22 protein-coding genes are annotated in these 22,528 nt (G+C 64.1%); 13 read left to right on the forward strand and 9 right to left on the reverse strand.

Annotated features, from left to right (window positions below; genetic code table 11):
- Positions 1-62: 62 nt before the first annotated feature.
- The 4 genes from ATI53_RS11580 (at position 63) to ATI53_RS23265 (ending at position 3,964) form a co-directional block, all read left to right on the forward strand.
- Complete coding sequence (locus ATI53_RS11580) at positions 63-839, forward strand: carbohydrate ABC transporter permease (RefSeq protein ID WP_034452622.1); 777 nt, start codon at positions 63-65, stop codon at positions 837-839.
- On the forward strand, positions 839-1,249 hold the full coding sequence (locus ATI53_RS11585) for a DUF2160 domain-containing protein (RefSeq protein ID WP_009504843.1): 411 nt from the start codon (positions 839-841) through the stop codon (positions 1,247-1,249). Before ATI53_RS11580 ends, ATI53_RS11585 begins: the two co-directional genes overlap by 1 nt.
- Before the next feature lie 98 nt (positions 1,250-1,347).
- Positions 1,348-3,063: an ABC transporter substrate-binding protein gene (locus ATI53_RS11590; protein WP_111550456.1), complete on the forward strand. Its 1,716-nt coding sequence runs from the start codon at positions 1,348-1,350 to the stop codon at positions 3,061-3,063.
- 751 nt (positions 3,064-3,814) lie between these two features.
- On the forward strand, positions 3,815-3,964 hold the full coding sequence (locus tag ATI53_RS23265; RefSeq protein WP_170134561.1) for a hypothetical protein: 150 nt from the start codon (positions 3,815-3,817) through the stop codon (positions 3,962-3,964).
- A 662-nt stretch (positions 3,965-4,626) separates the two neighbouring features.
- On the opposite strand, the gene ATI53_RS11595 is transcribed toward ATI53_RS23265, so the two are convergent.
- The 5 genes from ATI53_RS11595 to ATI53_RS11615 form a co-directional block, all read right to left on the reverse strand.
- Positions 4,627-5,946: an NAD(P)/FAD-dependent oxidoreductase gene (locus ATI53_RS11595; RefSeq protein ID WP_009504846.1), complete on the reverse strand. Its 1,320-nt coding sequence runs from the start codon at positions 5,944-5,946 to the stop codon at positions 4,627-4,629.
- Positions 5,947-5,951: 5 nt separating this feature from the next.
- Positions 5,952-6,770, reverse strand: a complete 819-nt coding sequence (locus ATI53_RS11600; protein WP_009504848.1) for an ABC transporter permease subunit — start codon at positions 6,768-6,770, stop codon at positions 5,952-5,954.
- Entirely contained in the window at positions 6,767-7,657 is an 891-nt protein-coding gene (locus ATI53_RS11605; protein ID WP_009504849.1) for an ABC transporter permease subunit, read from the reverse strand. Before ATI53_RS11605 ends, ATI53_RS11600 begins: the two co-directional genes overlap by 4 nt.
- A 3-nt stretch (positions 7,658-7,660) precedes the next feature.
- The gene (locus tag ATI53_RS24375; RefSeq protein ID WP_009504850.1) at positions 7,661-9,076 is read right to left on the reverse strand and encodes an ABC transporter ATP-binding protein; all 1,416 of its coding nucleotides are present in this window, start codon (positions 9,074-9,076) and stop codon (positions 7,661-7,663) included.
- A 68-nt stretch (positions 9,077-9,144) separates the two neighbouring features.
- Positions 9,145-10,230 (reverse strand): polyamine ABC transporter substrate-binding protein, encoded by a 1,086-nt coding sequence (locus tag ATI53_RS11615; protein WP_111550457.1) that lies wholly within the window; start codon positions 10,228-10,230, stop codon positions 9,145-9,147.
- Positions 10,231-10,363: 133 nt separating this feature from the next.
- Between ATI53_RS11615 and ATI53_RS11620 the strand changes: the two genes are divergently transcribed.
- Positions 10,364-11,056, forward strand: coding sequence for a GntR family transcriptional regulator (locus tag ATI53_RS11620; protein WP_111550465.1), 693 nt, complete (start codon positions 10,364-10,366; stop codon positions 11,054-11,056).
- 82 nt (positions 11,057-11,138) lie between these two features.
- Positions 11,139-12,539 (forward strand): aspartate aminotransferase family protein, encoded by a 1,401-nt coding sequence (locus ATI53_RS11625; protein WP_009504854.1) that lies wholly within the window; start codon positions 11,139-11,141, stop codon positions 12,537-12,539.
- 66 nt (positions 12,540-12,605) lie between these two features.
- Here the strand turns inward: ATI53_RS11625 and ATI53_RS11630 are convergent, their stop codons facing one another.
- Positions 12,606-12,980 (reverse strand): rhodanese-like domain-containing protein, encoded by a 375-nt coding sequence (locus tag ATI53_RS11630; RefSeq protein WP_009504855.1) that lies wholly within the window; start codon positions 12,978-12,980, stop codon positions 12,606-12,608.
- A gap of 234 nt (positions 12,981-13,214) precedes the next feature.
- On the opposite strand from ATI53_RS11630, the gene ATI53_RS11635 reads away from it, so the two are divergent.
- From ATI53_RS11635 to ATI53_RS11650, 4 genes are all read left to right on the forward strand, one after another.
- On the forward strand, positions 13,215-14,441 hold the full coding sequence (locus ATI53_RS11635) for a urate hydroxylase PuuD (RefSeq protein ID WP_009504857.1): 1,227 nt from the start codon (positions 13,215-13,217) through the stop codon (positions 14,439-14,441).
- 66 nt (positions 14,442-14,507) lie between these two features.
- Positions 14,508-16,355, forward strand: a complete 1,848-nt coding sequence (mutL, locus tag ATI53_RS11640; protein ID WP_111550458.1) for a DNA mismatch repair endonuclease MutL — start codon at positions 14,508-14,510, stop codon at positions 16,353-16,355.
- Positions 16,352-17,473, forward strand: a complete 1,122-nt coding sequence (locus tag ATI53_RS11645; RefSeq protein WP_009504860.1) for a DNA recombination protein RmuC — start codon at positions 16,352-16,354, stop codon at positions 17,471-17,473. Before mutL ends, ATI53_RS11645 begins: the two co-directional genes overlap by 4 nt.
- A 157-nt stretch (positions 17,474-17,630) precedes the next feature.
- Positions 17,631-17,960, forward strand: a complete 330-nt coding sequence (locus ATI53_RS11650) for a DUF3775 domain-containing protein (RefSeq protein ID WP_009504861.1) — start codon at positions 17,631-17,633, stop codon at positions 17,958-17,960.
- 444 nt (positions 17,961-18,404) lie between these two features.
- On the opposite strand, the gene ATI53_RS11660 is transcribed toward ATI53_RS11650, so the two are convergent.
- On the reverse strand, positions 18,405-19,658 hold the full coding sequence (locus ATI53_RS11660; RefSeq protein WP_111550460.1) for a DNA polymerase IV: 1,254 nt from the start codon (positions 19,656-19,658) through the stop codon (positions 18,405-18,407).
- Between ATI53_RS11660 and ATI53_RS11665 the strand changes: the two genes are divergently transcribed.
- Positions 19,657-20,118, forward strand: a complete 462-nt coding sequence (locus ATI53_RS11665) for an NUDIX hydrolase (protein WP_375342736.1) — start codon at positions 19,657-19,659, stop codon at positions 20,116-20,118. The genes ATI53_RS11660 and ATI53_RS11665 overlap by 2 nt on opposite strands.
- A 43-nt stretch (positions 20,119-20,161) precedes the next feature.
- Here the strand turns inward: ATI53_RS11665 and ATI53_RS11670 are convergent, their stop codons facing one another.
- The gene (locus tag ATI53_RS11670; RefSeq protein ID WP_009504866.1) at positions 20,162-20,473 is read right to left on the reverse strand and encodes a hypothetical protein; all 312 of its coding nucleotides are present in this window, start codon (positions 20,471-20,473) and stop codon (positions 20,162-20,164) included.
- A gap of 119 nt (positions 20,474-20,592) precedes the next feature.
- On the opposite strand from ATI53_RS11670, the gene ATI53_RS11675 reads away from it, so the two are divergent.
- Positions 20,593-21,489 carry an SPFH domain-containing protein gene (locus ATI53_RS11675; protein WP_009504868.1) on the forward strand — a complete coding sequence of 299 codons (897 nt, stop codon included), beginning with the start codon at positions 20,593-20,595 and terminating at the stop codon, positions 21,487-21,489.
- A complete protein-coding gene (locus ATI53_RS11680) occupies positions 21,486-21,761 on the forward strand; it encodes an NfeD family protein (RefSeq protein WP_009504870.1) in 276 nt (91 codons plus the stop codon). The genes ATI53_RS11675 and ATI53_RS11680 overlap by 4 nt, the downstream gene beginning before the upstream one ends.
- Before the next feature lie 6 nt (positions 21,762-21,767).
- On the opposite strand, the gene pyrF is transcribed toward ATI53_RS11680, so the two are convergent.
- Complete coding sequence (gene pyrF / locus ATI53_RS11685; protein ID WP_009504872.1) at positions 21,768-22,493, reverse strand: orotidine-5'-phosphate decarboxylase; 726 nt, start codon at positions 22,491-22,493, stop codon at positions 21,768-21,770.
- Between the last annotated feature and the right edge of the window lie 35 nt (positions 22,494-22,528).

Raw genomic sequence — 22,528 nt, forward strand, 5'->3', positions numbered from 1 at the left:
CGCGGGCCCGGCGCAAGACCGCGAACGGGAACGGCGCCCGCTCCGCAGTGGCCCGCGGCGGCATGATTCTCTACCTGCTGTTCCTGCTGGTGCCGATCTACTGGCTGATGAACATGAGCTTCAAGCCGAACCCGGAAATCCTGGGCGCCATGACGCTGTGGCCACAAAACCCGACGCTGGCCAATTACGCCAACATCTTCAACGACCCGACCTGGTACATGGGTTATGTCCATTCGCTGACGTATGTGGTGCTGAACACAGCGATCAGCGTCACGGTGGCGCTGCCTGCGGCCTATGCGTTTTCGCGCTACAGCTTTACCGGCGACAAGCACCTGTTCTTCTGGCTGCTGACCAACCGCATGGCGCCGCCGGCCGTCTTTGCGCTGCCGTTCTTTCAGCTTTACAGCTCGATCGGGTTGTTCGACACCCACATCGCCGTGGCCTTGGCGCATTGCCTGTTCAACGTGCCGCTGGCGGTCTGGATCCTGGAAGGCTTCATGCGGGGCGTACCGCGCGAAATCGACGAGACCGCGTTCATCGACGGCTATAGCTGGGGACGGTTCTTCACCCGCATCTTCATGCCGCTGATTTCCAGTGGAATCGGCGTCGCCGCGTTCTTTTGTTTCATGTTCAGCTGGGTCGACCTGCTGCTGTCGCGCACGCTGACCTCGGTCAACGTGAAAACCATCGGGGTCGCGATGACCCGCACGTCATCCGCCACCGGCCTGGATTACGGCACGCTGGCGGCGGCGGGGGTGCTAACCATCATCCCCGGCGCGCTCGTGATCTGGTTCGTCCGCAACTACATCGCCAAGGGCTTTGCCCTGGGGAGGGTGTGATGACCGACGCATCCAATGCACGCTGGGGCGCTGTCTATCTTGGAACCGCCGCCGTGCTTGCTGTCGCGCTGGCGCTGCTGGTGCTGGCGGTGCCCCGCGACGGCGACGACATCCTGTGGACCAAACAGATGGTCAGCAACGGCTGGATGGCATGGAGCTTTCCGGTCGCGCTGTTCTTCTGGATCATCGCGGCGATCCTGGCGCTGTTCACCATTCTGGCGATCCGTTTCCCCGAGGTGCCCCGCATCGGCATTCTGGGAATCGAAACGACGCGCGGCGATCGCCTGTTCATCACGCTGCTGGGATCGGCCTTCATCAATCTCGCGTGGCTCGGGCTGGAGCTGGGGCCACAGCCCTGGGCGATGGCCGTCTGCGCGATCTACGGGGTGTGCGTGTTCCGCTGGGTCTGACCCCGCACCGCGCGACCCGCCGAAAACCACCCCATCCCCGGCAGGAGGAGCCCGGGGCCGGGACCGGACCGCTCGTCTGAAAACCAAGGGAGGAACGAATGACAAGACTTCTGATGACATCGACCGCACTGGCGCTGGGCCTCGGCCTGCCTGCCTTTGCCGGGATGGAGGAAGCCCAAAGCTTTCTCGACGCCGAAATCGGCGACGTGACGACGCTAAGCCGCGCCGAACAGGAAGAGGAAATGCAGTGGTTCATCGACGCCGCCGCGCCCTTTGCGGGCATGGACATCAAGGTCGTGTCGGAAGCGATCGCGACGCATGAATACGAATCCAAGGTGCTGGCCAAAGCGTTTTCGGACATCACCGGCATCAACCTGACCCATGACCTGATCGGCGAAGGCGACGTGGTCGAGCGGCTGCAAACGCAGATGCAGTCGGGCGAAAACATCTATGATGCCTATATCAACGACAGCGATCTGATCGGCACCCACTGGCGCTATCAGCAGGCGCGCAGCCTGACCGACTGGATGGCCAACACCGGCGCGGATGTCACCAACCCGATGCTGGATCTCGACGATTTCATCGGCACCGGCTTTACCACCGGCCCCGATGGCGAACTCTACCAGCTGCCCGATCAGCAATTCGCCAACCTTTACTGGTATCGTCACGACTGGTTCACCGACGCCAAGAACATGGAGGACTTCAAGGCCGCCTTTGGCTACGATCTTGGCATCCCGGTGAACTGGGCCGCCTATGAGGACATCGCCGAATTTTTCACTGGCCGCGATCTGTCGCACCTTGACGTGAACGGCGACGTCTACGGCAGCATGGATTACGGCAAGAAAGACCCGTCGCTCGGCTGGCGCTACACCGATGCGTGGATGTCCATGGCGGGCATGGGCGACAAGGGCGAACCCAACGGCCTGCCGGTCGACGAATGGGGCATCCGGGTGAACGAACAGTCGCAGCCTGTCGGGTCCTGCGTGGCACGGGGCGGCGCGACCAACGCGCCCGCAGCGGTCTATGCGATCACCAAGTCCAAGGAATGGCTTGAAAAATACTCGCCCCCCGCAGCCGCCAGCATGACGTTTTCGGAATCCGGCCCGCTTCCGGCGCAAGGCAACGTGGCCCAGCAGATGTTCTGGTACACCGCCTTTACCGCCAACATGGTCGAGCCGGGCATCGCGGTGATGAACGATGACGGAACGCCCAAGTGGAAAATGGCACCGTCGCCGCACGGCGTTTACTGGGAAGACGGCATGAAGGTCGGCTATCAGGATGCCGGCTCCTGGACACTGATGAAATCCACCCCCGATGACCGCGCCAAGGCCGCCTGGCTTTACGCGCAATTCGTGGTGTCCAAGACCGTCGACGTCAAGAAATCCGACGTCGGCCTGACCTTCATCCGCAAATCCACCGTGGACAGCGACCATTTCACCGACCGCGCCCCAAAGCTGGGCGGCCTGGTGGAATTCTACCGCTCGCCCGCCCGGCTGGCATGGTCGCCCACCGGCACCAACATCCCCGATTACCCCAAGCTGGCACAGTTGTGGTGGCAGAACATCGGCGATGCGCTGTCGGGCGGAAAGACCCCGCAAGAGGCGCTCGATTCGCTCTGTGAAGAGCAGGAAAAGGTGTTGTCGCGGCTCGAACGGGCCGGGATCATGGGCGATATCGGTCCCAAGCTGAACGAAGAACGGGACCCGGAATACTGGTTGAGCCAGCCCGGCGCCCCAAAGGCGAAGCTTGAAAACGAGGACGAGGAACCGATCACCGCGTCCTACGAAGAGCTTATCGGCTCCTGGAGCGACTGACCCCGGCGTCGCGGGCGGCAGGCCCGCCCGCGACATCACACACCGGCTCGGGAAGCCGGGGTGACTTGCCGAGACCCCAAAGCCCGGTGATCCGACCGGGACGCTGCATCGCGGGATCGCGCGGCGGCAGAATCGCAACAACTGCATGCTGATGGGCGGCGAGCGCAACCGGGCCTGAAACGGGGCTTGAGCGGCCAATGGCTATGCCCGCGTCACCGGCAAGGTCGATGTTTGCAAAGTGACCCAACCGTCGGGCCGGGGCGCAACCTGCGGCGTCCGGGGGCCTTGAGACGCTGGATGCGTCGACCCCCGTGTTTGGCATCATCGGATGAGTTGCGTCCGGATCGGCGCTCGGCCAGGCAAGAGGGCGTCAGGGCGAAGGGTTACGACCATCCGTCTTTTCATCAAGGCCTGCTCCGGAAGGGCGGTCTGCGTGCCCTCGCTCGCGGCGCTGTCTGCTGGTGCAAGAGGCGGATCTGCTGATCTGGGGCGGCACCAGACCGGCCAGTACACTGGCATGAACCGGCGCCTGCCGCGCGCGGAACAGGCGACGATCACCGTCGATTTCGATCCGCTCGACCGTGGCCGAACGACCCGCCCGCCAACGTCCCACCCGCGAGTGTTGTTGCGCGCTCGACACCGCCCTAAGCCGCCGCATCGCCGGAGCCCGCCACCACTTGGGCCCCCATCAACGCGGTAAAGGCCGGTTTTGACGCGGAAAAGCCGCCGAGATGGGGTCGGATCAGGTTCCGTGCCGCCGCCGCGCTGGATGACGCCTTTGCCTTCGGTGGTCAGGACCGCCATCGACGACCGCGCCACGCCGATTCATGCGTTCAAGCGCCGAAAGCGCGAAGACGAGGCCAATCGGCACGCCGGCATGGCGTGGGGGCTGCGGGTGTGAAAGGTTCCCCCGATCTGTGGCCCGGCCCGGATCGGCAGCAACTGGCAGCCTGTCCCGGCGGCCTGTGCAGCGGATGTCTGCGGAAATTAATATTGCGCCAAAAAGTTGTGCCTTATGCGCGGTTGGTGCATGTTTATGCGGCGACATGCAGCGGCATCAGGGCGGCAATGCAAATCCGTGCATTGCTCTGGCCCGTGCCCGTGTCTAGATGAACGCAACGATGCTGAACTGGCATCAGACAGTTTCCAGGGGTTCTCTCCTCCTCCCTGAGCCCCGGAAATCAGCGGCGACCCTCCCTCCTCCCTGAGGGTCGCCGCGACGCGAACCATCAGCGATAAGGGACTGTCCCGCGCCTTGCAGGGTACAGTTCCGGCGCATTCACAGACGCACGAAAACCCGTGCGGTCGCGCCGGGTTCGAGTTTCGCCGGTCGACCGCGGCTGGATATCTCCGATGACAATTCCGGTCGCCTCGCCTCCTCTGCGAGGCGACCGGATCGCGACTGGATAACGTCCTCCCCAGGTGTCATCCATCCTTGGCCCAGGCCGCGCGGGCTCCTCCCGTCTCCCGTTCGGCGGACCTTGCGAAATGCTTGCATGGCGGAGAAAACATGACCTGCGTCAAATTGTCCAGCACGTTTTCCGCCGCACTGCGGCGCCAATGTCACAGATCAAGCAGACTGGCGGCAACATACGGCGCGACCAGAAGTTTGCGGCGGTGCCGGCCAAGCAGAAATCTACCGGGAATCAATGACATGGCTGCGGGAATCGCAGGCTGCGCCGGTTTGCCCTGGACCAGACCCGCAAGCAGCATCCCCGCATGGCTGCCCATCGCAACCCCGTTTCCGTGAAAGCCAAGCCCGGCAAAAAGGCCGGGATGGTCGGGAACCTCGCCCACGAACGGGACAAGATTCGCCATGAGGCACACGAGGCCGGCCCATTCATGGGTGATCCCGACATTCCGCCAGCGGGGGAACATCTCGGCGAAATCGTCGCGGATCGCGCGCGCGATCCGACGTTGGGCCACCGGTGTCGCGCTCAGCCCGCCGCGCATGCCAAACAGAAAGCGTCCGTCGGGCATCATCCGGAAATAATGCAGCAGGACGCGCGTGTCATAGGCCATCTGGTGCGACGTCCAGCCCTGCGCCTGCCGCAGGTCGTCGGGAACGGGTTCGGTCACGATGACACTGGATTGCACCGGCAGATACCGCGCGCGCAGCCAGTCGGGCAGATCTTCGGAGGAATAGCCGTTGGTCGCAAGCACGACGCGATCCGCCGTTACCGTTCCCTGCGGCGTGGTCAGCCGCCATTTTCCGTTTCGATGCAACGCGGTGACCGGGCTGTGGCCATGCAGCGCCGCGCCGGCGTTTTGGGCGGCCCGCGCAAGGCCCGCGTGGTATTTGCGCGGATTGAGCGCAAAGCCGATCGGTGTGGTGAGCGCGCCGAAGAACGGGCCGCCAAAACCCTCGGCAGCCATATCCTCCATTTCGATCAGGCGGGGGGTGACGCCGTAATCCTGTTCGATCCCGGGCGCGCTGGCGCGCAGCCGGGCGAAGGCGCGGGGGGAGTGGGCGATCATTGTTTCGCCGTCCGAATGGGTGTCGGCGTCGATGTCATGTTCCGCAATCAGACGCGCCGCTGTGGCGACTGCGGATTTCTCGGTCTGACGCCAGTCGCGCAGACCCTCGGCGCCAACCTGATGTCGCAGCTGCCGCGCTGTCGCCTTGGCGCCGCCCAGACAGCAAAAGCCGCCGTTGCGCCCCGAGGCGCCGAAACCGGGGTGTTCGGCTTCGAGCAGGGTCACTTCGGCGCCGTCCTGCGCAAGGTGCAGCGCCGCCGACAGTCCGGTGAAGCCGCCGCCGATAATGGCGATCCCGGTGGGCTTGTCGCCTTGCAGGGCGGGCCAGTCGAGCGGCGCGACGGTCTGGGACCACCAGCAGGCGCCTTGTGGACCGTAGGCGGCGGGTTCGTATATGCGTTTCATCGGCGTCAGGCGGCCCGTACCGCTTTCTGTTCGTCGCGCACCTGCGCCACGGCGGCGCGTTTGGTCAGGACCGACGCTGTAATGACCCCGATGGTCACGATGCCGATCAGCAGGGTGGACAGAGCGTTGATCTGCGGGCTGACGCCAAGACGCACTGCCGAAAAGATCTTGATCGGCAGGGTGGTGGCCGACGGGCCGGTGGTGAAGCTGGCGATCACCAGATCGTCCAGCGACAGGGTAAAGGCCAGCAGCCAGCCCGAAATCACCGCCGGGGCGATGATCGGCAGCGTCACGAGCCGGAACGCTGCGAATGCCGAACAGCCCAGGTCAAGCGCGGCCTCTTCAAGCGACCGGTCAAAGCTGGTCAGCCGCGACGACACCACGACCGACACATAGCACATGCTGAATGTGGTATGCGCCAGCACGATGGTCAGCACGCCCCGGTCCAGCCCGATGCCGATGAACAGCAGCAGCAGCGACAGGCCGGTGATGACTTCGGGCATCACCAGCGGGGCATAGATCATGCCGGAAAACAGCGTACGCCCGTGAAAACGTCCGGCGCGCACCAGCACATAGGCCGCCATCGTGCCCAGCACCGTCGCCAGTGTGGATGAGAACACCCCGACCTTGAGCGTGACCCAGGCCGCGTCGAGAAATTCCTGATCGCGGAACAGCTCGCCATACCATTTCGTCGAAAAGCCTGCCCAGACGGTCACCAGGCGGCTTTCGTTGAAACTGTAGACAACCAGCAGGATCATCGGCAGGTAGAGAAACGCAAATCCGAGGCTAAGCGATGTCGCATTGAACCAGCTGAATCGTTTCATCCTTCGGCCTCCCGTGCCTTTTGTTCGTTGCGCTGGAACAGCACGATGGGGATGATCAGGATCAGCAACAGGATGACCGCCACCGCCGAGGCCACGGGCCAGTCGCGGTTGTTGAAGAACTCTTCCCACAACACCTTGCCGATCATCAGCGTGCTGGACCCGCCCAACAGCGACGGGATGACGAATTCACCCAGCGCCGGAATGAAGACAAGGAAGCAGCCCGCGACGATGCCGCTGCGCGACAGCGGCCAGGTGACCAGCCAGAATGCGGTGAAGCGTGAACAGCCAAGGTCTTCGGCGGCTTCCAGCAGCGAGTCATCGAGCTTTTCCAGCGCGGAATAGATCGGCAATACCATGAACGGCAGATAGGTGTAGACGATGCCGATATAGACCGCCGTGGGGGTGTTCATGATCTGAAGCGGTTCGTTTATGACGCCGAGCCATTGCAGTACGGTGTTCAGCGTGCCTTCGTTCGACAGGATTCCCATCCACGAATAGACCCGGATCAGGAAGCTGGTCCAGAACGGCAGGATCACCAGCATCAGCAGCGTCGGGCGCCAGGCGTGATCGGCGCGGGCCATGCCGTAGGCAATCGGGTAACCCACCGCGAGGGTGATGAGCGTCGACAGCGCCGCGATCCGAAGCGAGCTGAGGTAGCTTTTCCAATACAGGTCGTCGGTGGCGAGAAAGGCGAAATTGTCGAGATCGAGCTCTGAGAAGAACGCGGTCAGCCCTGCCCAGCCCTGCGTCAGATCCAGTTGTGGCATGTAGGGCGGCCGCGCCAGCGCGATGTCCGAAAGCGAGATCTTCAGAACGATCAGAAAGGGCACCAGGAACAGGGCGACCAGCCAGAGGTAGGGGATGGCGATGAGGACTGCCTTGCGCATGACTCAGTCCTTCAGCACGACGCCGGCGGTTTCGGAAAAGCCGATCCAGACCTCGTCTTCCCAGGTGATATGGCGATTGGCGAGGCGGCGGGCGTTGACCATTTGCGCCTTGACCATGGTGCCGTTCGCCAGTTCGACATGAAAGGTCGAGATGTTGCCGAGATAGGCGATGTCGATGACCTTGCCCTTGTAGGCATTGGGGCGGTCGGGTTGCTCCGCGTCGATGGTCACCTTTTCAGGGCGGATCGAAAAGGTCACCTTTTCGCCCGCGACCGCCGTGTCGCCATTGGCGGCGATGATCGGCGGCTGCCCGTCGGCCCAGTCGACAAGGATGCCGCCGGGTTTGATCGCGGGCGCAGAATCGGCGGGCCGCGCGGGGGCCTCGCGCGCCCGCGCGGCGGCGACTTCCGCGGGCGAGGGCGGCGGAAGGCGTCGGGGGGCCGTTTCGCGACTGCCCATGAAGCGGCGGAAAAGCTTGTCGTACAGCCAGTCGCCTTTGCGGTCGGGCGCGGGCAGTCGCTGTGCCGTCGCGGTGTTCGCCTCGACCGTATCGCGCAGCGCGGCGTCATGGCGCGGGGCGGTGGCCTCGGCATCCAGCGCGACAGTGGGTTCGGGGGCGGCGGCCATGTCGACCGGGCGGGCGGTGGCGGTGCCGGAAAACAGGTTCACGTCGCCGATGAAATCCGCGACATAGACGGAATTGGGCGCCTCGTAGATCTGGTCCGGGGTGTCGACCTGCACGATGCGGCCTTCGTCCATCACCGCGATGCGCGAGGCGACGGTCATTGCTTCTTCCTGGTCGTGGGTGACGATCACGAAGGTGGTGCCGGTCTTTTCCTGGATGTCCATCAGTTCGAACTGCGTTTCCTCGCGCAGCTTGCGGTCGAGCGCACCCAGCGGTTCGTCCAGCAACAGCAGCTTGGGCGCCTTGGCAAGGCTGCGGGCCAGCGCGACGCGCTGGCGCTGGCCGCCGGAAATCTGGTGCGGCTTGCGCCTTGCAAAGCGGCTCATCCGGGTCAGGCGCAGCATCTCGTCGACACGTTCGTCGATGAACGCCGCGTCGCGGCCTTCGCGTTTCAGACCAAAGGCGATGTTGTCCCAGATCGACAGGTGCGGAAACAGCGCGTAGCTTTGGAACATCATGTTCACCGGGCGCTTGTTGGGCGGCACCGCGCTGATTTCCTGTCCGTCCAACAGGATGTGCCCGCCCGAGATCGTCTCGAACCCGGCGAGCATTCGCATCATCGTTGTCTTGCCGCAGCCCGAGGGGCCGAGCAGCGCAAAGAATTCCTTTTCGTAGATCGTCAACGACAGGTTGTCGATCGCGGTAAAATCGCCAAAGCGTTTGGATACGTTGCGAAATTCGATCAGTGGCTTCTGAACGGGATCCGTCCAGGGGGCGAAAACGGTCTGGGCCATGCGCGGGGTGCTTCCTGTCAGTCAAGGGGGCCCGCGCGGTGGGGGCGCGGGCCGGGATCAGGCGCGGCTCAGGTGCCGGATTTGATCCTGGTCCACAGGCGGGTGACGGTCCGCTGCACCTTGGGGTCGTAAGGCGTGGTGGTGTAGGTGTTTTCCATCGCGTCGGCGGACGGATAGATCGCCGGATCGCCGATCACATCCTCGACCAGGAATTTCTGGCTCGCGAGGTTGCCGTTGGCATAAAAGACGTAGTTCGACGCCGCCGCCATGTTCTGCGGGTCCATGATAAAGTTCAGGAATTTGTGCGCCGCTTCGGGGTTGGGCGCATCGACCGGGATCGCCATTTCATCAAACCACATCTGCGCGCCCTCGTCGGGGGCGTAATAGGCGATTTCGACGCCATTGCCGGCCTCGGCCGCGCGGTCGCGAGCTTGCAGGACGTCGCCCGACCAGCCAACGGCGACGCAGATGTCGCCGTTGGCCAGCGCGTTGACGTATTCGGAACTGTTGAATTTCTGGATGTGGTCACGGATCGGCATGTAGACCGCTTCGGCCTTGGCGATCACGTCGGGATCGTGGCTGTCGGGGTCTTCGCCGATATAATTCAGCGCGGCCGGGATCATTTCCGCCGGCGCGTCCAGGAACATCACGCCGCAGTCGGCCAGCTTTTCCATGTTCTCGGGCTTGAACACCAGATCCCACGACGTAACGGGGGCGTCATCGCCAAGGATCTCCTTGACCTTGGGAAGGTTCACGCCCAGGCCGGTGGTGCCCCACATGTAGTTGATGGCGTATTCGTTGCCGGGGTCGTATTTCGACGTCCGGTCGGAAATCACGTCCCACATGTTGTCGATGTTGGGCAGCTTGGATTTGTCTAGCTTCTGGAACGCGCCCGCCATGATCTGTCGTTGCAGGAAGGTGCCGGTGGGCACCACCACGTCATAGCCGGACCCGCCCGCGAGCATCTTGGTTTCGAGCACTTCGTTGCTGTCGAACACGTCGTAGATCAGGTCGATCCCGGTTTCCTCTTCGAATTTGGTCAGCAGGTCTTCGTCGATGTAATCGGACCAGTTGTAGACGCGGACCTCGTCCGCATGGGCCATGCCAGCGACAAGGGCGAGGGTCGCGGTGAAGCTCAGAAGGGGGTTGGTCATGATGTGCTCCCGTTGGACGTGAGGTCCGTGTCAGACTTTGGGGTCTTGATGCCCCGCGCCCTTTGGATTTGATCAAATCTTGTCACACAAGGCAACATGCGCGATGTTTTCACGGTGCGTTATGTCGCGCAAGATGGCACATTGGGGCAGGCGGTCAAAAGAAAGGCAGGCGGTGAATTTGCAGGCAGAGGGAACAGGGCTTCCGGCGCATGAGCTGGTGTATCGCCGGTTACGAGACAAGATCCTGTTCGGCGAACTGGAACCGGGCCAGCCGGTGACCATCCAGGGACTGACCGAACAGATGCAGGTCGGCATGACCCCGGTGCGGGAGGCGCTGCGCCGCCTGACCGCCGCCGGGGCGCTGGATTTTCAAGGCAACCGCAGAATCATCGTGCCGGTACTGCATGCCCCCGCGATCGAGCAGCTGACCCTTGCGCGGATCGCGCTGGAACCGACACTTGCGGCCCGTGCCGCGGTGCGCTGCGATGCGGGGGAAATCGCGCGGCTGCGCGCGACCGATATCCGGCTGGATGGTGCCATCGCGCGCGGCGACGTGCGTGGCTATCTGGTCGAGAATCACCAGTTTCACGCCGAGCTGAACGCCATCGCGCGCGCGCCGATCCTGACGGACCTGGTCGAAGGGCTGTGGCTGCGCTTTGGTCCGTCGCTGCGGGTGGTGTGCGGGCAGTTCGGCACGCGCAACCTGCCCGATCAGCACAAGGCGATCCTGAGCGCGCTTGCGGCGGGCGATGCGGACGGGGCCGCCCGCGCGATGCGCGCGGATGTCGAGCAGGGCATGACCCAGATCACCGAAGGTTTGGCGTGATTCGACGCAGCGCGGATTGACCGCCGGATAATTTGATCATATTCTGCCGGCCAACTCCCCGACATCCACAGGAGACGCGGCCATGAGCCTTATTTCGCCCAATGCCCCCACCGCCGAACTTCAGGCGCTGGACGCGGCCCACCACATGCACCCGTTTACCCACGGGGCCGATCTTGCGCAAAAGGGCGCGCGCGTCATCACCCGGGCTTCGGGCGTCTGGCTGACCGACAGCGAAGGCGAGCGTATCCTTGACGGCATGGCCGGGCTTTGGTGCGTCAACATCGGTTACGGGCGCAAGGAACTGGCCGCCGCCGCCGCGCGCCAGATGGAAGAGCTGCCGTACTACAATACCTTCTTTCAGACCACGCATGTGCCCGCGATCCAGCTTTCGGCGCGCCTTGCCGAACTGGCGCCGGGAGATCTGAACCATGTGTTCTATGCCTCGTCCGGGTCCGAGGCGAACGACACCAACATCCGCCTCGTGCGCACCTACTGGGCCGAAAAGGGCCAGCCGGAACGCCAGACCATCATCTCGCGCTGGAACGGCTATCACGGCTCGTCGCTTGGCTCGATGTCGCTGGGCGGCATGAAGGGCATGCATGCGCAGGGCGGCGCCGTGCCGGGCATCCACCACATCGACCAGCCCCACTGGTGGGCCGAAGGCGGCGACATGTCCCCCGAGGAATTCGGTCTGGAACGCGCCCGCCAGCTTGAGCAGGCCATCGAGGAGATCGGGCCCGAAAAGGTCGGCGCCTTTATCGCGGAACCCATCCAGGGCGCCGGTGGCGTCATTGTTCCGCCCGCCACCTACTGGCCGGAAATCCAGCGCATCGTGAAGAAATACGGCATCCTGCTGATCGCGGATGAGGTGATCTGCGGCTTTGGCCGGACCGGCAACTGGTTCGGCAGCCAGACCATGGGCATCACGCCCGACATCATGACCATCGCCAAGGGGCTGTCGTCGGGGTACCAGCCCATCGGCGGGTCGCTGTTGTCGGACGAGGTGGCAAACGTGATCTCGGGGACCGAATTCAACCACGGCTATACCTATTCCGGCCATCCCGTGGCCTGCGCCGTGGCGCTGGAAAACCTGCGAATCCTCGACGAAGAAGGCATCGTTGCCCGCGTCGCCCAGGAAACCGGCCCCTATCTCAGGGAAAAATGGCAGGCGCTGGCGGACCATCCGCTGGTGGGCGAAGCGCAGATCGAAGGGTTCATGGGCTCTATCGCGCTGACCCCCGACAAATCGGCCCGCGCGGCGTTTGCGTCGGATGCGGGCACGGTGGGCTACATCTGCCGGGAGCGGTGTTTCGCCAACAATCTGGTGATGCGCCATGTCGGGGACCGGATGATCATCTCACCGCCGCTGGTGCTGTCGTTTGATGAAATCGACACCCTGATCGAACGTGCGGTGAAATCGCTTGATGAATGCCACGCGCGTCTCAAGGCCGAGGGTCTGATGGTCGCGGCGTCGCACGGCTGATGGCAACGGGCGCTCCGCGTCGCCGGGGCGCCCGTTGGTTTTGCGACCGACGACCGGCCGCGGCACTCAGTTGACGAGCTGGGGCGCGCCGGTCGCCATGTTCGTGCCGATATATGGCTTGTGAGTCCCCTTCCAGGCGCCGAAACCACCCTCCATATGGGCGATCCGCGCTGTCCCGGCGTCAATCGCGGCGCGCGCCACCTTTTCCGACCTCGCGCCCGAACCGCAATGGAACACGATCCGCTTGTCGGTCTGGCCGGGCAGCTTTGACGCCTTGAAGAACGCCATTGGCATCAACAGCGCGCCTTCGATATGTTCGAACATGTACTCCTGAGGGGTGCGCACGTCGATCAGCACGATCTCGTCGCGGGAAAATGCCTCGGCCACCTCATCGGCGGTCCAGGTCTCAAGAATGCTGGCGCCCACTTCTTCGGTCTTCATCTTGCGTCTCCTCATGGCTGATGTCTTATGCGGGATGTGATATGCGGTTTCCCCGGATCAAGGCCCTTCCTGCGTAGCATGGCGTCACGGCAGTGACCAAGCCGGGGGCGATGGGCGCCGATAACGCGCGGGCGGGGACGCCCGGGGGCAGTTTCCGGGTGCAACCGCCCGAAACTTGGGCTTGTCTGGCCGAGATGCCCCACCGGCAGCCATCGCAATCAGCGGAGTCAGGACATGATAAATTTCATCGCAATGGAAGCCTGGATCGAATTTGCGGTGCGCTGGGTGCATGTCATCACCGGCATCGCCTGGATCGGGTCGTCGTTCTATTTCATCGCGCTGGATCTTGGGCTGCACCGCGACCGCGATCTGGCTTCGGGGGCGGACGGCGAAGAGTGGCAGGTGCATGGGGGTGGATTCTACCACATCCAGAAATACCTTGTCGCGCCAGCGCAGATGCCCGGCGATCTGGTCTGGTTCAAATGGGAAAGCTACGCGACCTGGCTGTCGGGGTTCGCGATGCTGATTCTTGTCTATTATCTGGGGGCAGAGTTCTATCTGGTCGATCCGTCGGTGCTGGACATCCCGGTCTGGGCGGCGATTCTGATCTCGCTGCTGTCGCTCAGCATCGGCTGGCTGACCTATGATGCCTTGTGCAAATCGACATTCGGCGACGATAACACGCGCCTGATGCTGTTCCTGTTCGTCGTTCTCGTGGCAGTGGCATGGGGGTACACGCAGGTCTTTTCCGGGCGCGCGGCGCTGCTGCATCTGGGGGCGTTTACCGCAAGCATCATGACGGCGAACGTGTTCTTTATCATCATGCCGAACCAGCGCATCGTGGTGGCGGATCTGAAGGCGGGGCGCAAACCCGATCCGAAATACGGCAGGATCGCCAAGCAGCGCAGCACGCATAACAACTACCTGACGCTGCCGGTTCTGTTCCTGATGCTGTCCAACCACTACCCGCTGGCGTTTGCGTCTGACTACAACTGGATCATCGCCAGCCTCGTGTTCCTGATGGGGGTCACCATCCGGCATTATTTCAACTCGATGCACGCACGAAAGGGCAACCCGCACTGGACCTGGCTGGCCACCACGCTGATCTTTCTTGCGATCATGTGGCTGTCGACCGCAAACCTGCCAGGCGAGTCCGATTGGGAGGCGCAAGCGACTGGCCCAACGGCGAAATACGCGCAGGCCGCCGGGTTCGACGATGTCCGGGACATCGTGTCGGGCCGCTGTTCCATGTGCCACAGCGCCGAGCCGGGCTGGGAGGGGCTGGCCTGGGCCCCCAGGGGCGTGCACCTGGACAGCGCCAGGGGCATCGCTGAAAACGCGCGGGCGATTTATCTGCAGGCCGGGCTGAGCCGGGCCATGCCTCCGGCGAATCTGACGTTCATGGACGACGCCGAGCGTCTGGCCATCCGCCGCTGGTTCGAGGCCGCGAACGACAGCTAGCGTTCCGTGCGCGAATGACGGCGTCCCCCGTTTCAGAATCGCGCGCGGCCTGCTAGGTCTTGTGGCATGAACAGCAATGCCCCCAATATCAGCGCCGATGGCCGTCCGGTCATCCGGCAGCTTGACGAGGCCGCCGTCAATCGCATCGCGGCTGGCGAAGTGGTGGAACGGCCCGCCTCGGCGGTCAAGGAGCTGGTCGAAAACGCCATCGACTCGGGCGCGCGGCGCGTTTCGATCGAAATCTCGGATGGCGGCAAGACGCTGATCCGCGTCACGGACGATGGCTGTGGTATCTCCGGACCCGAGCTGCCGCTGGCGCTGTGCCGCCATGCGACGTCAAAGATCGACGGCAGCGATCTGTTGAACATCCACAGCTTCGGCTTCCGGGGCGAGGCGCTGCCGTCGCTCGGAGCGGTCGGACGGCTGACGATCCAAAGCCGGGTTTCGGGGCTGGAGGCTGCCGAAATCGCCGTTGCCGGGGGCAAGGCGGCCGAGGTCAGGCCCTGCGCGCTGAATGGCGGCACCGTGGTGACGCTGCGCGATCTGTTTTACGCCACACCCGCGCGGCTGAAATTTCTGCGCAGCGACCGCGCCGAAATGCAGGCTATTTCCGAGGTCATCAAGCGGCTGGCCATGGCCGAGCCGTCGGTGGGGTTTACCCTGCGCGACGTGTCACAGGGCAAGGACCGCACGACCTTTCGCGCCGATGCCTGCTCGGGCGATCTGTTCGATGCGCTGCGCGCGCGATTGACGCAGGTGATGGGCGGCGAATTCACCGACAACGCGCTGAGCATCGACGCCGAGCGTGACGGGTTTCGCCTGACGGGGCTTGCCGCGTTGCCGACCTATTCGCGCGGCTCGTCCGTGGCGCAGCACCTGTTCGTCAACGGGCGCCCGGTGCAGGACAAGCTTCTGGTCGGGGCGCTGCGAGGGGCCTATGCGGATTTTCTCGGCCGGGACCGGCATCCGGCGGTGGCGCTGTTCGTCGATTGCGACCCGCATCTGGTGGATGTCAACGTCCATCCCGCAAAGTCCGAGGTGCGGTTTCGTGAACCCGGCGTGGTGCGCGGACTGATCGTGTCGGCCCTGCGCCACGCGTTGGCCGAGGCGGGGCACCGCGCGTCCTCTACCGTGGCGGGGGCGACGCTGGGGGCAATGCGGCCCGAACCGATGGCGCCACGCGTCTACCAGATGGATCGGCCCGGCCAGGGCGCGCTGGGCGCGGCGTTTCGGGCGCAGGCCCCGGCGCGCGCGCCCGAACCGGCGGGCTTTGCGGAGTTCTCGCAGGATTATTCGGGCCGGATCGAAGACACGCCCGCCACGCCGTCCGAATCGCTGCCGCTGGGCGCCGCCCGCGGGCAAGTGCACGAAAACTACATCATCGCGCAAACCGAGGATGGCATCGTCATCGTCGACCAGCACGCCGCGCATGAACGGCTTGTCTATGAAAAGCTCAAACGCCAGATGGCGGAACGTGGCGTGGCCGCGCAGGCGCTGCTGATTCCCGACATCGTCGAATTTTCCGCCGATGATCTCGCACGGCTGATGTCCGTGTCCGACGATCTGTCCCGCATGGGGCTGACGCTGGAACCCTTTGGCGGCAACGCGGTCTGCGTACGCGAGACGCCCGCGATTCTGGGTGAGGTCGACAGCAAGGCGCTGCTGACGGACATCCTGGATGAACTGGCCGATTTCGGCCAAAGCCAGCTGGTGCAGGAAAAGATCGAGGCGATCCTGTCGCGGGTCGCCTGCCATGGCTCGATCCGGTCCGGCCGGCGGATGCGGGGCGAGGAAATGAACGCCCTGCTGCGCGAGATGGAATCCACGCCCCATTCCGGCCAGTGCAATCACGGCCGGCCCACCTATGTGGAACTCAAGCTTTCGGATATCGAGAGGCTGTTCGGCCGCACATGACCCAGACCCTGCCGTTCGCGCTGGACGATCCGCGCCTGCTGGTGGCAGGCGTGCTCGGCGTCATCCTGGTGGCCATGGTGCTGTCGATTCGCGCCGCCAACCGCGCGGCGCGCCTGTCCGGCCCGCTGATGCAGCTTGCCCGCCGGGTCGAGGCGCTGGGCGAGGGGCAGGAACGGCTTGCCGGAGGGCTGCATCACGTTACCGAGGCGCAGATGCAAAGCCAGAGCGCGATGCTGGACCTGATGGAACGCAGGCTTGCGGACGTGCAGGGCAAGATGAGCGAAAGCCTGTATGGCAGCGCGCGTCGTACCGCCCATTCGCTGGGTGAATTGCAGGAACGGCTTAAGGTCATCGACAAGGCGCAGGACAAGATCACCCGCCTTTCGGGCGATGTGCTGTCGCTTCAGGACATCCTGTCGAACAAGCAGACGCGCGGGGCCTTCGGGGAAATCCAGCTGAACGACATCGTGGGCAAGGCGCTGCCGCCGGATGCCTATACGTTGCAGGCGACGCTGGGAAACGGGCGGCGCGCCGATTGCCTGATCCACATGCCCGCGCCGCCCGGCCCCATCGTCATCGACGCGAAATTCCCCCTGGAAGCCTATGAGGTGCTGATGCGCGCCGAGATGGGCGATCAGAAAACCCGCGCTGCGCAGGCTTTTCGCCTGTCGGTGCGCAAACATCTGCGCGACATCGCGGCGCGCTACATCGTTGATGGCGAAACCTCGGACTCGGCGCTGATGTTCCTGCCCTCCGAAGCGGTTTACGCGGAATTGCACGCCAATCACGCGCAGGTGGTGCGCGAAGGATTCGCCCTGCGCGTCTGGATCGTGTCGCCCACCACCTGCATGGCGGTGCTCAACACATTGCGCGGTGTGCTCAAGGATGCGCGGATGCGCGAACAGGCGGGCGCGATCCGGCGCGAACTGGGGCTGTTGGCCGCCGATGTCGACCGGATGGGCACGCGGGTCGAAAACCTTGACCGGCATTTCGGGCAGGCGGCGCGCGACGTCGCCGAGATTCGAATTTCCGCTGAAAAGGCGGGGAATCGCGCGCGCAGACTGGATAATTTCGATTTTGCCCAAGGCGGGGAGCCAGACAGGCCGCCTCGGGATTAAGCGTGCAACTCGTTCTTTCGGAACATAAAATACATTTCACATTAATATATGGGGGCATTTTATGTCCGCGCGTTCATGCCGTATGCTTGAGCAGGATCAAGGACGCGCGCTACGGCTTCGTCTCAAGCTGCGTGATCACTGAAAGGAGACGGGGATCATGGAACAGATCAGTGTCAGAAAGGTCGCGCATGTTATCCTGATGGCCCGCGAGACTCGCCGGGGCGAGGGCGAAATGCGCGGCCTCATCGAGCACATGACCGAAGAAGAGCAGGCAGCACTTGTCGCGATCATGTGGATCGGGCGCGATGCGTTCGACGCGGGGGAATGGGACGAAGCTTACGGCACCGCCCTGACCGAAGCGTCCACGCCGACGGCGGACTACCTGATCGGAACGCCGCATCTGGCCGACCACCTCGAATCGGGGCTGGAGGCGCTTGGCTATGATGTGCAGGACGAAGAAGACGAACTGTTGCGTCGCGGCGCCTGAACCGGCGGGCCGCACAGCTTGCGGCACGTCTTGGGTCGCGACCGCTCAGGCGGCGCGCTTTTCGCAACGGTCGCGGCGTCGCGCAATTCGGATCGCCAGGGGGCCAGCGTGCTTACCAGCTTTTCCAGCCGTTTGTGACAGGTGGTGTCCAGCCGGCTGCGCGCGGCGTCGATTTGCTGCTTGACGGCCAGTCGCGCCACCTCGCCCGCGGTCTCATGAAATTCCGCGTGCAGGCGCGTGGTCACCTGCCACGGTTTGCCCGCGCGCAGTAATGCGCCGAAATCGTCACAGTGCAACCAGCGACCGAAGGCACAGCGTTCACAGCGCGATGTCTTGGACCGGTCGGGCGAATGAATCGTTTTTCCTCGGAGTTCCGGTCCCGTTCCGGTTGGCCCTGGACCCGATTTCTTGCCGCTGACTTAAAACGTTTTATGGATGTGCCGCTCAGCGCAGCGCGCGCCCCTTGATGATGGCGCTGTCGCCAAACCGGGCGCGGATCGCATCGGTTGCACGCTCGGCGTCGGCGCGGCGGGATGCGCCCGGATCAAGCAGATCGCCGACCCGGTCCGCCTGACCAGCGGGCACCAGTTCCGAAATTCCGGTGCCGATCAGGCGATACGGCCCCTGCGCGCCGACCTGATCCAGCAACCCGCGCGCGGTGCGATAGATCCGGTCGGCGACCTGCGTCGCGTCGCCAAGCGCGTGACGCCGGGTGATCAGTTTGAAATCCGCGCGTTTGACCCTGAGGGTGACCACACGCCCCGCCAGCCCCTTGGCCTTGGCGCGATCCGAGACCTTTTCCGCCAGTCGCCACAGATGCCCGTCCAGAATATCGGCATCCGCGGTGTCTTCGTGAAAGGTGGTTTCGTTCGAGATGGATTTCACCGGCGAATCCCGCGTCACCTTGCGCATGTCCTCGCCGCGCGCAAGATGCCAGAGCCGGTCGCCCATCCCGCCGAACCGCGCGGACAGATCGCGGCGATCCCAGCGCAACAGGTCCGCGAACGTACGGATGCCGGCGCGCTCCAGCGCGTCCTGGGTGGTTTGCCCGACGCCCCAGATCATCCGCACCGGGCGGGGGCGCAGGAAATCCTGGGTCTCGGCGCGCCCGATCACCGAAAACCCGTGCGGCTTGTCGAGATCCGATGCGATCTTGGCCAGAAACTTGTTATGGGACAGCCCGATGGACCCGGTGATCCCCAGTTCGTCGCGCATCCGTTTGACCAGCCGCGCCAGCACGACCGCCGGCGGGGCGCCGTGCAGGCGCGCGGTGCCGGTCAGATCCAGAAAGGCTTCGTCAAGCGACAGCGGCTCGATCGCGGGGGTCAGATCCTCCATGAGGGCCCGAATCTGGCGCGATACATCGACATAGGTCTGCATGCGCGGTTTGACGATCACCGCGTCAGGGCACAGGGCCAGCGCCTTGAACATCGGCATGGCCGACCGGACACCCCGGATGCGCGCCACATAGCAGGCAGTGGACACCACACCGCGCCGGCCGCCGCCAATAATCACCGGCTTGTCGGCAAGATCGGGATTGTCGCGCTTTTCGACGCTGGCATAAAAGGCATCGCAATCCATATGAGCGATGGACAGGTCCCACAATTCGTCGTGGTGCGCGATTCGGGGCCGCCCGCAGGCGGGGCAGCGGGTACCATGATCGAAGACGGCAAGGCAGTCACGGCAGAGCGCGGGCATGTCTGGAAAATCCGGGCAGAAGGCTTACCTTCCGAATATACAGGATACACGAGGCTTTCGCCACGACATGAGCTATGCCGGCGCAAAACTGATGCTGTTTCTCGGGTCCGACCTGCTGGTTATCCGCCGCGACGACACGCCGGGAATCCCTTGGCCCAACTGCCTGGATTTTCCGGGCGGCGGGCGCGAGGGCACCGAGCGCCCCGAGGAATGTGCCCTGCGCGAGACGCGCGAGGAAACCGGGCTGGATCTTCCCGAAACCGCGCTTGCATGGCGTCAACAGCACGGGCCAAGCTGGTTCTTCGCGGCGCACTTGCCATCCGAAGCGGCAAGTCGCGTTGTGTTTGGCGGCGAGGGACGGGGGTGGGGGTTGATGGCCCCCGATATATATCTGGAACGCGACGACGCGATCCCGCATTTTCGCCAGATGCTTGACGCATATCTGGGGTCGCGCGGCTAGGCCGGGGTCACACTGCTGGGCCGGGGCCGGACCGACTGCAAGGTCAGGCCGCGTGCAACCGGCGCAGCCAGTCCATGGCCCCCGCCAACGACGTGCTGGGACGTGCGGCCCGAAGCACCGGCTCGGGCGGCGACGCCTTGAGCCTGGAACGCAGCCTGTCCGGTTCGCGACACCCCAGCATCGCGTCGGAAATCAACTGCCGGCGCACGACCTCGGGGTCGGCGTCAAGCGGTGCATCGACGCTGGCAGCAACGCGCACGCGCCCGCCAGCGGTGTGGAACGTGACAAGCGCCTCGTGCTGCGCCGTCGCCGCATTGTAAGTCAGATTGCCGATCTGAGCGTGACTCTGTGCCATCGCCTTTTCTCCTGCCTGTTACGTTGCCAAAACACCGCAGGGCGCGCAAGGTTCCCGCCCGGGCTGTTCCGCCGCTTGACAACGCGGCATACTGATCCCGTTTCGTGAAGGATCATATTATGAACGACACCGATATCATTCTGCAGTTTCTTTCGGGCGGGACCATCGTTGTTCTGCTTCTTGCCGGGCTTGTCATCCTGTGCGTCTTTCTGGGCGTCAGGATCGTATCGCAATCGGAAAAACATGTGGTTGAACGGTTTGGGCGGCTGCGCGCGGTGCTCGGGCCGGGCATCAACTTCATTGTGCCGTTTCTGGATCGCGTGGCGCACAAGGTGTCGATCCTGGAACGGCAACTGCCCACCGCGACGCAGGATGCCATCACGGCGGATAACGTGCTTGTGCAGGTGGAAACCTCGGTGTTCTATCGCATCCTTGAACCGGAAAAGACGGTCTATCGCATCCGCGACGTGGATGCGGCCATCGCCACCACCGTGGCGGGGATCGTGCGCGCCGAGATCGGCAAGATGGAACTGGACGAGGTGCAGTCGAACCGCTCGGCGCTGATTTCCACGATAAAGAGCAATGTCGAGGAGCAGGTCGATGATTGGGGGATCGAGGTGACGCGGGCCGAAATCCTGGACGTGAACCTGGATCAGGCCACCCGCGAGGCGATGTTGCAGCAGCTTAACGCCGAACGCGCGCGCCGCGCACAGGTGACCGAGGCCGAAGGGCGCAAACGCGCGGTCGAACTGTCCGCCGACGCCGAGCTGTACGCCGCCGAGCAGGTCGCCAAGGCCCGCCGCATCGCCGCCGATGCCGAAGCTTACGCCACGCAGGTCGTGGCGGTGGCCATCGCGGAAAACGGGCTGGAGGCAGCGCAATACCAAGTGGCGCTGAAACAGGTCGATGCCCTGGCCACGCTTGCCAAGGGCGAAGGACGGCAAACCATCGTGCTGCCCGCCGACGCGGTCGAAGCGTTTCGCAACGCGTTCACCATGCTCAAGGGCAGGACATGACCGGGCTGATTTATCTGTGGTGGGCGTGGATGGCCGCTGCGGCGGTGTTGCTTGTGCTTGAAATGGTGGTGCCGGGGTTTCTGTTTCTTGGCTTTGCGATCGGGGCGGCGGCAGTGGGGCTGTGGTTGGTCGCGGGCTATGCCGTCGGCTGGCACTGGCTGGTGCTGGTCTTTGCGCTGGTGTCGCTGGCCGCATGGATTGCATTGCGACAGATGGTCGGCATCCGCAAAGGGCAGGTCAAGACCTGGGACCGCGACATCAACGAAGACTGACGCAGTTTACCGGTTGGGTATCCGCGCCTGAGGCGAGCGCAGCTCTGCCTGTATCGCCTGCGCGGCCGCGCGCGGGGACGGGGCGCGCCAGACGGGGCGGCCCACCACGATATGATCGGCGCCCGCCGCGATGGCGATCGCCGGGGTTGCGATACGTTTCTGATCGTCGCCCGCGCTGCCTGCGGGACGCACGCCGGGGGTCACGATCAGCCGCCCGCTGGCCTGGGGCAGGGCACGGATGCGCGCGGCCTCGTTCGGCGACGCGATGACGCCGTCGGCGCCCGCCTCGAACGCCTTCGCGGCGCGTTCGACCACCAGGTCGGCCACGTCGCCCGCCTGCATCAGCCCGGCATCCAGATCGGACCGGTCGAGCGAGGTCAGGATGGTCACCGCGAGGATTTGCAGATCCTTGCCCCCCGTGCCTTCCTTGGCGGCGCGCACCACATGCGGATCGCCATGCACCGTCAGGAAATCCAGATCGAACTGCGACAGTCCGCGCACGGCGTTTTCCACCGTCTGACCGATGTCGAACAGCTTCAGGTCCAGAAAGATGCGCTTTCCGTGTTCCTGTTTCAGCTCGTTGGCAAGCGCCAGACCGCCGCTGGTCAGCATCCCCAGGCCGATCTTGTAGAACGACACGGCGTCACCGATGCCATCGGCAAGTTGCAGCGCCTCAAGCGCGTTCGGGACATCCAGGGCCACGATCAGGCGATCATCGCTTGCAGCATTCATCGGGGGCGCTCCTTCGGGGTGAGGTGGGCCTGTCA

This window comes from Salipiger aestuarii, from assembly GCF_003259905.1.
GTDB lineage: Bacteria > Pseudomonadota > Alphaproteobacteria > Rhodobacterales > Rhodobacteraceae > Salipiger > Salipiger aestuarii.